This is a genomic window from Prevotella sp. HMSC073D09, from assembly GCF_001814145.1.
Taxonomy (GTDB): domain Bacteria; phylum Bacteroidota; class Bacteroidia; order Bacteroidales; family Bacteroidaceae; genus Prevotella; species Prevotella conceptionensis.
This window is the reverse complement of record NZ_KV815131.1, coordinates 81846-88768: the sequence shown is the minus strand read 5'-3', so window position 1 is coordinate 88768 and position 6923 is coordinate 81846. Positions and strand designations below refer to the sequence as shown.

Sequence of the window (6923 nt, the reverse complement as noted above, 5' to 3'; positions counted from 1 at the left end):
TCACCCTTTCACCTTTTCACCTTTTCACCTTTAAAAGCCTTTTCACCTTTAAATACTTCCTCTACCACACTTTCACTTCATCGCAAAACACCCATCCACCTTCGGCACCTTGCTTGGCCCGCAAGCGTACGTAGCGCGCTTTGGCCGTGCCTTTCCACGTAAAGGGTTCGATGAAATATTCGCGTTTGTCGTGCCGTTCCACGTCGCGGCGTTGCAACGAGGTGTAGGTCTGCCCATCAGCAGACACCAATAGCTCTACGCTGTCGGGGAAAGCGATGTCTACACCCATAGATTGTAGGAAGTCGGCCGATACTTCGTGCAGTTCGGTTTCCGCCCCAAGGTCTATCACGGCATCCATACATTCGCCGCCAATAAAGCCTTGCCAGCGGTCGCCCTTAAACACCCAGTCGCCCCGACGTCCATCGGTAAGTGTGCCATCGCCCGTTCCGCGATACTTCTCCGTGTAACGCGAAAGATAAGTTACGGGTTTTCCAAGAGCCAAATGCGTTATGGGCGTAAGCGATTCTTCGCGCCGTCCGCGTTCGTTTCGCAAGTCGAAGAAGTTGTAGCCCATAGCCTTCATGCGGTCGAGTGCCTGTATGGTGCGGTGGCGGAAGTTGTCGTAAGGCGGACGGTTGCGGGTCCAACCCACTTCGGCAATGGCCAACAGTCGCGGATAAAGCATATACTCGGCATGTTCGGGCGTAGGCACTTCCTCGGTCCAAAGGTTTCCTTGCACGCCGTCGATGTATCTTTCCAGCGTGTCGGCCGACTCTTTGTGGGCTATTGGCTCGTAAGAATAAGCCTTTTCAAGCGGGACATAGCCGCCCATAGCCTTGGGTTGGGTGAACGGAACGTCTTGATACATGTCGAGATAACAGTATGCGCCAGGTGTCATCACCACATGATGACCAGCCTTAGCAGCCTTCAAGCCAGCCTCTTCGCCCGTCCACGACATCACGGCAGCATTCGGTGCCAATCGTCCTTGCATGATTTCGTCCCATCCCAGCAGCTTTCGGCCGTGGGCATTAAGGAATTTTTCGATGCGCATGATGAAGTAGGCTTGCAGCTCGTGGGTATCTTTCAGCCCCTCGTCTTTCATTCGCTGCTGGCACTTGGGGCAGGTTTTCCACTTTTCTTGCCAAGCCTCGTCGCCCCCGATGTGGATATATTCGGAGGGGAAAAGCTGCATCACCTCGGTGAGAACGCCTTCGAGAAAGGTAAACACGCTATCGTTTCCGGGGCAGAAGTCGGGGCTGGTATAGGCCTTTCCCTCGCAAGTGAGGTTTGGATAGGCGGCAAACACCTCATTGCTATGGCCTGGCATCTCTATTTCGGGTATCACGGTGATGTGCCTTTTGGCCGCGTATGCCACGATGTCGCGCACTTCGTCTTGCGTATAATATCCGCCATAAGCCCCCGAATCGTTGGCGTGGCAGTAGCGCCGGTCGTGTTCGCGCCACCATTTAGTCCAGTCGTTTTGGGTTCGGTAGGCCGTTTCCTCAATCAGTTTGGGATATTTCTTCACCTCCAAACGCCATCCTCCGCCATCGGTTAGGTGCCAATGAAAGCGGTTAAGCTTAAAGTAAGCCATAGCATCAAGTTGCTTTTTGATGAACTGGGGCGTGAAGAAATGGCGCGAACAGTCGAGCATCATGCCACGATAAGGAAAGCGTGGCTGGTCATTTACCTCGGCACAAGCCACCTTGTTGCCATCTACCATCAGCTGCCGAAGGGTTTGCAAGGCATAAAACAGACCTGTTGTGGTATGCGACATGATGGTTATTCGTTCGGGCGTTACGTCTAGGGTATAATATTCGGGGAACGTTCTCCCGTAGCAAGACGGCTCTTTTATCCGCAACAAGTTAAGGCTTATGGCCGGAACTTTACTGATGAACTTTCCTTTAAACACCTTCAAGCCCAAGGTTTGGCGTATGTAGGCCTTCATTTGGCGTGCCTCTTCGCCCTCGAAATTCAGTTCAACGGGCGTGTTGGGCTTAATGGTGAAGAAACCTTTGCCCATGGTTATCTCCCTAGGTTGCGGGATAACCGATTGCGCCTGCACCTGTTTGGGACAGAGCGAAGCCACCAGAAACAGCAAGGCGAGGAATGTTTTGTGCATGTGTTGGATACTATTAAGAAGATGTGAAATATACCTTTATATATAAAGAGGGGTGGTATTGATAACGAAAAGTGGCAGCCACCTCGCCACAACCCATAGTTAGGGCTTACGGCGAAATGACTGCCAGCGGTATGTTATTTACCACACAGCAGAGGTGGGTATGGCTTTGTCTTTCCACAAATGGCGTGCATACTGATAGCCATAGCGGTCGTAAAGGTCGCTAAGACGGTGTGCGCGCTTGCTGAAATCATCGAAATTCTTCTTCGCTGCGGGCGTCCATTGCACCTCGGCCAAGGCCGCCATACGTGGCATAATCATGTATTCGGCCTGCGTGGTGTAAGGAATGTACTCGGTCCAGAGGTTAGCCTGCACACCAAAGATACGTTTTTTGGCATCGGCAGGAAGGCTTTCGGGTATTGGTTCGTAAGAATAAACCTTCTCAACAGGCGAGAAGCCGCCGATGGCATCAGGCTCGTGTTTGGTATCTTTGGCCTGATAATGGTCGAAATAGACGTGCGAGCTGGGCGTCATCACTACGTCGTGACCCTTTATGGCACCATCAAACCCGTTCTTTTCGCCACGCCAAGCCATGATGGTGGCGCTTTGGTTGATTTTGCCTTCAAGGATTTCGTCCCATCCGATGATGCTCTTTCCCTTGCTGTTAAGGTACTTTTCAACCCTATTGGTGAAGTATTGTTGCAGGTGTTTGATGTCGGTGTTCTCTTCTTTTGCCTTTTGTATGCACCTGGGACACTTCTCCCACATGATGGTTGGCGTTTCGTCACCACCGATATGGAAGTATTTTGCGGGGAAGATGTCCACCACTTCGTCGATAACATCTTGCACAAACTTGTACGTACTTTCCTTTCCAAGGCACAACACATCTTTATATACGCCCCAGCGATGCCCCACTTCGTAGGGTCCGCCCGAACATCCCAGTTCGGGATAAGCAGCCAATGCAGCCAACATGTGGCCCGGCATGTCTATCTCGGGGATAACGGTGATGTGGCGTTGGCGTGCATATTCCACTATCTCGCGCGCCTCTTGCTGCGTGTAGAAACCGCCGTGAGGGATGCTATCGTCTACCATTGCGTTGTGACCAATTACCGTTCCCGAACGCATTGACGACTTAGCGGTGAGTTCGGGATGGCTCTTTATCTCCAAACGCCAGCCTTGGTCTTCGGTTAGGTGCCAGTGAAAGACGTTCATGTTGTGCAAAGCCAAGATGTCGATAAACTTCTTAACAAAGCTTAGGGGGAAGAAATGGCGTGCACAATCGAGCATCATACCACGGTAACCAAAGCGTGGTTCGTCGGCAACAGTCACGGCAGGCAGGGTTACGTCGGCCCCATTGGTTTGCACGGGCAACGCCTTACGCAGTGTCTGAATGCCATAGAACACCCCTGCTGGCGTGCTTGCGGCGATTGTTACCTGCTTGTTGTTGACAGTAAGGCGATAGGCTTCGGCACCTGTTACCTTGGGATCGATGGTTAGAACGATGGCAGCAACGTTCTTATCGCGCTTGTCTAGCAAGCTGGTACGTATGCCCGAAACTTGCTGGATGTACTCGGAGAGGAACCGCGCGTTGCGTTTCATCTCGGGATTAGTACCTTCGTACACGATGGTTGTTGCACTTGTGAGGTTAAAGGGCTTGCCTTTGGCCATCACAACGCTCTTTGGCAGCGGCACAACATTGTAGTTGGCGTCGGCTGCATGGGCGCTTAGCATCGAGAAACCTAATGCAGCGGCTAATAGAAGACGTTTCATTTCTATTTTAGTTTATGAGTTATTGAGTTGGTGAGTTATTGAGTTTATAAGTTGATGAGGTGGTGAGGTGGTGAGTTTATAAGTTATGAGTTGGTGAGTTATTGAGTTTATGAGTTGATAAGTTTCTCAGTTTATAAGTTTATGAGTTGAAGAGTTAGTGAGTTTACGAGAAGGTTCGCCCCTCTGCAACAACGCATACGGCTTAACTCCATAACTCCTTAACTCCTTAACTCCTCAAAAACAACTCCTTACTACTTTACTACTTACTCCTTTACTCCTTACACAATTGAGTTATTCTTCACAAATTCGATAATCTCTTTTACGTACCCAAAGGCCATTCCCACCACGGTATCGGCGGCTCCGTAGTACACAGCCACGCGTTCGCCGTCGCTAAGTGCAGCGCAGGGGAACACAACGTTGGGCACATCGCCTTGCAGTTCGTAGGGTGCGGCAGGCGCAAGCAGATAAGGACGAGTGCGATAAAGCACGCGTTCGGGATTATCTTTATCGAGCAATACGGCACCCATCGAATAGCGGAAACCATTGCATGTGGTGATAACGCCGTGGTAAAACATCAGCCAACCCTCATCAGTAAGGAACGGAACAGAGCCAGCACCAATCTTAGTGCATTGCCATGCGCTCTCGGGGAAAGGCGTTACCTTCATCACGCAGCGATGTTCGCCCCAGTATTTCATATCGGGGCTATAGCTTAGATATATGTCACCAAAGGGCGTATGACCGTTGTCGCTGGGGCGCGAAAGCATGGCGAACTTGCCGTTTATCTTCTGTGGGAAGAGCACGCCATTGCGATTGAAAGGCAAGAAGGCGTTTTCGCATTGGTAGAAACGCTTGAAGTCGAAGGTGTAGGCGATGCCGATTGTAGGACCATGATAGCCGTTGCACCATGTAATCCAATAGCGGTCGTCTATCCAAGTTACGCGCGGGTCGTACTTATACTCCGATTCTATCATCTGCGTGTTACCTGCTTCGAACACGATAGGTTCGTGATTGATGTCCCAGTTGATGCCATCCTTACTGAATCCGGCAAAGATATTCATCTGCACGGCCTTGTTGTCGCAACGGAAAACGCCTGCAAAACCATCTTCAAAGGGTACTACGGCACTGTTGAAAATGCTGTTTGATGTGGGGATGTGGTAACGTCCGATAACGGGATTCTTTGAATAACGCCACATTACATCGGCGCAACCGGCGGGACGTTCCTCCCAGGGCATGATGTCTTTTAGTTCTTTCATATCTTTATAATGCCTCTCTTCGCGCCTTGGCTTGCGGCTGTGGTGCGGCAAGAGGACTTGGGATTTATGGTTTTTTATTTAGTTGACGAATTGGCAAGTTTACAAGTGTACAAGTAAACAAGTTGACGAGTTGGTGGGCGTTAGCCATTTTTTCACCCTTCCACCTTTTCACCCTTTCACCTTTCCTTAGGCTTATCCTCGTACGTAAACGGCACGAAATAAGTGATGAGGAATGCGGGAATAGTGGCCACGAGGGTGAAAATGAAGAAATGTTTGTAGCCCAACCAATCGCTGAAGAACCCACTAGCCATGCCAGGCAACATCACACCGAGGTTCATAATGCCCGATGCAAAGGCGTAATGTGCCATTTGGTGTTTGCCGGGTGCTATCTGTTGCATCATGAAAAGGGTTAGTCCCACGAACCCAAAGCCATAGCCGAAGTATTCAAGCGTTATCGCTCCGCCAATAAGTAAGCCGTTTTCGGGTTGATACCACGACAGCAACGTGTAGGCCACGAAGGGTAAGTTGAACACGCAACACAGCGAGAACAACGTGCGTTTAAGTCCGAAGTGCGAGATGTAATAGCCCGCCAATATCGAGCCAAGCACGAAGGCGGCCGCGCCAAACGTGCCGTAAAACAGTCCTATTTCTTCTTCGCTAAGCCCTAATCCGCCCACTTCGCGCCCTGCTTTGAGGAAGAGCGGCACCACCTTCATCACAAATCCCTCGGCAAAACGATAGAGAATAATGAAAAAGATGTAGTAAACGATGTGGCGTTTGGTGAAGAAATCGCTCAGCACGCGCACCAGTTCTTTGAAGGTTTCGGTCGCAGTCATACGTTTCTCCGTGCGTGTTCCGCCTTGGGGCAGCATGCGCGTGTGGTACAATCCCAATAGAAACATCAGCACGCCCAAAGCAATCATCACCACCATCCATGCTTGTACGGCAGCCGAATGCATCACCGACTCTGGCGCACCTTTAACGCCGCCGTAGTGTTTCAGCAGCCAACCGGCCAGCCAAACCAGTCCGCCAGAGGCCACGATCTTAGCTATATTGTAGAAAGCGCCTTGCCAACCGATAAAGCGCGCTTGGTCTTCCTTGCTCAATTCGGCCATGTAAACGCCGTCTGTTGCGATGTCGTGGGTGGCTCCGCTAAACGCGATGACCGCCATCAAGGCTATACACACGGTGAAATAGTGGGGCAATTGTAGTGCCAACCCCACGAGAGCGAACCCCGCACCCGTGACTAACTGGGTGGTTACGACAAAGAATTTCTTGGTGCGATATAGCTCCAAGAATGGACTCCACAAGAATTTGAAGGTCCAAGGCATCATGATGAGCGAGGTCCAAAAGGTTATTTTGCTGTCGCTCACGCCCAAACCTTTGAACATTAACACCGCCACCATGTTGAGAACCACGAAGGGAAGTCCCATGGCGAAGTAGACGGAAGGCACCCATGCGATGGGGTTTGTTCTTGTAGCGTTTGGTTTTGAATTTGTTTGTTGCATGTTCTTATTAATTAAGGAGCCTCACCCCATTGCCCAAACTGGCCCAACTAGCCCACCCCCAACCCCTCTCCAAGGGGAGAGGGGAGTGGTGTGCCTTATTGGATTGAGCTGTTGCTTTTATATTTACTTTGTTAAGACATTCGTTGTCGGCCTTATGGCTTTGTTAAGCCATTCGTTGTTGTCTTTGTGGCTTTGTTAAAACATTCGTTGTTGCGTTAGTTAGCCTTGTTGTAGCATTACATATTACGCCCCTCTCCCCTTGGAGAGGGGTTG

General features: G+C 50.6%; 4 protein-coding genes. All 4 read right to left on the bottom strand.

Annotated elements, in window-relative coordinates; translation table 11 throughout:
- Nucleotides 1–61 precede the first annotated feature (61 nt).
- On the bottom strand, nt 62–2122 hold the full coding sequence (locus HMPREF2955_RS13235; RefSeq protein ID WP_070723906.1) for a glycoside hydrolase family 20 protein: 2061 nt from the start codon (nt 2120–2122) through the stop codon (nt 62–64).
- Nucleotides 2123–2260: 138 nt separating this feature from the next.
- The gene (locus HMPREF2955_RS13230) at nt 2261–3889 is read right to left on the bottom strand and encodes a beta-N-acetylhexosaminidase (protein WP_070723905.1); all 1629 of its coding nucleotides are present in this window, start codon (nt 3887–3889) and stop codon (nt 2261–2263) included.
- Between the two features lie 278 nt (nt 3890–4167).
- Nucleotides 4168–5142, bottom strand: a complete 975-nt coding sequence (locus tag HMPREF2955_RS13225) for a glycoside hydrolase family 130 protein (RefSeq protein WP_070723904.1) — start codon at nt 5140–5142, stop codon at nt 4168–4170.
- A 176-nt stretch (nt 5143–5318) separates the two neighbouring features.
- Nucleotides 5319–6650: an MFS transporter gene (locus tag HMPREF2955_RS13220; protein ID WP_070723903.1), complete on the bottom strand. Its 1332-nt coding sequence runs from the start codon at nt 6648–6650 to the stop codon at nt 5319–5321.
- Nucleotides 6651–6923 lie beyond the last annotated feature (273 nt).